The 2013-nt window shown below is 65.0% G+C and carries 1 protein-coding gene; it reads right to left on the reverse strand.

What is annotated here, in order from left to right:
• On the reverse strand, positions 1-1648 hold a 1648-nt coding region (locus tag OXU50_05210), incomplete at its 3' end, for a hypothetical protein (protein ID MDD9869272.1).
• Between the last annotated feature and the right edge of the window lie 365 nt (positions 1649-2013).

The following is a 2013-nucleotide window of genomic DNA, read 5'->3' on the forward strand; positions in this document are numbered from 1 at the left end:
CTTGCAGGTTCGGCATGTCGGCGAAATCCCCCGCCCGCAACTGAACGCTGGCGCCGCCGGAAGTGACGGTCAGCGCTGTGATGCTCGCCATCTGCGCCGTGCTGACCGAGGCGCAGGCCGGGGCCGGACTCAAACTTGCCAGAATCGCGTGCTCCACGCGGTCGCTGCGGTCGCAGATATAGACGCGGTCCGGCAGCGAGACGACGACGGGCAACGGCAAACTCGCCCCGGCGCCGGCGTACGACGCCGTCAGCGTAACCGTCGAGACACCGGCATCCGCGTCTTCCGGCGGCTGCGTCAGCAAAATCGCGCCCGATGAGGTGTCCGCATGGAACAAACCGCCGCCGCCGGCCAGCGTCCAGACAACGCCGCTCGTGACAACGGCGCTGTCGGCGCGCACCAGCGGCCTGATGCCGCGCACCTGCGCGCCCGCCGCGGCGCCGACGGTGACGGCGTTTTGCGCGTCATCGCCGTCGGCAAGCGACAAGGCGCCGAACACCTCGATGGCCGCCGTGTGCGTCGCGGGCGCGCCCCTGTAATCCGTGCCGACGACGAGGTCGTGCCGCCGCGCCGCCGGCAGCGGCCAGCCGCCGTGCGCGGACAATGCGCCGCTTGCGGTGTCAATCGCGAACAAGCCGCCGGCGTCCGACACCAGCAAATAAGATGTTTCCGTTGAAGCGGCGGCGTCCACCAGAATCCGCGGCGCCCACCCGGCCACGCCGGTTCCGGACGACACGCCCCTCCAGATGCGGTTGGGTTCGGGATTGGTGTCTTCAATCACGACCGGCTCGAGTATCGTAACCGGCAGGGGCGGTGCGATGTATTGCCATGGCCCGGGCGAGAAGACCGCGAGCGTCGCTTCACTCCCTTTTCCTTCCAGATCGGGGCCCGATCTGCTAATCCAGGACAAGGACACCGTTTCATGCTCGCGGTTGTCATCCGCGTCGCCGGTCACCGTCACCTCGATCCGGGTCGTTTCAGCGGAAAACCTGAACCTCAGACTGACCGGCTGCAGGGAAAGCCGGCCTTGCGATGCCACGGAGTCGTATCTCAAATCCATCCCGCCGTTGACTCCCGGAAGAGCGTCCATTTCAATCCGGAGCCGGCGGGGTTGCCCTTCGGTCACAACAAAACTCGACGACACCGTCCTGCCGGTGTCCGCATCAATGTAGCGAATGCTGCCAAGATAGTCCGGAGCGCCGCTGCGGGTTCCGTCAACAAGCAAACTCCCCCTGTTTTCGATGGTGCACGAGGACGACACAACTCTTTTCAGGTCCGCCAGCATCCTGATTGGCAAGCGGTCCAGCGGATTGTGATTTATTCGGGTCGTACACAACCCCGTCTGCAAGTGCCGGAAAATATCCATCGGCAAACTGCCGAGATTATTATTCGAAATATCCAGAAACCTGATGACGCCGATGCCCTCGAAAACACCGGACGACAGGCGCTCCAATCCGATACCCGACAAAGACAGGGTGCCGGTGGCGACACTGACGCCGTCGAAATCCCCTCTCTGCAGGGCGGTAACCGACCCGGTAATTCTCAGTGCGGTGAATGCCAGAGGCGCGGCGACGAGCGCGCAGTCGCCGCTGTTCTTCGCCGCCAGAATGGCCCACTGCACCGCCGGCGTGCGGTCGCAGATGTTCACCGTCTGCGCCGATGCGGGCGCATTCAGGCAGACAAGCAGCGCCGCAAAAAGGAGATAAAGGAGAACATCCGGAATAAAAGGCCCCCTGCGGGGCTTGACGAAGTCCCGTGGGAAATCCTGTGCCTCACGCGAGTCCCGACGGCACGGATTGGAATGGCCGCCATCAATTTCCACTGGCACTTCTGTCTGGGTGGCCCCAATAACATACCAGAGAATCGGGTGCTGTACACGCCCTATGCCATTCGGGGGGGGGGGGGGGGGGGGGGGGGAGCCGGGGGGGCTTGTGCCTTCCCGCGGTTTTCCCCCCCCCCCCCCCCAAACTTCCTCAGCGGCTGGGCCCCCGCGTGGGCGGGCCGCGGACCCCC

The organism is Gammaproteobacteria bacterium (assembly GCA_028817225.1).
Lineage (GTDB): Bacteria > Pseudomonadota > Gammaproteobacteria > Poriferisulfidales > Oxydemutatoraceae > Oxydemutator.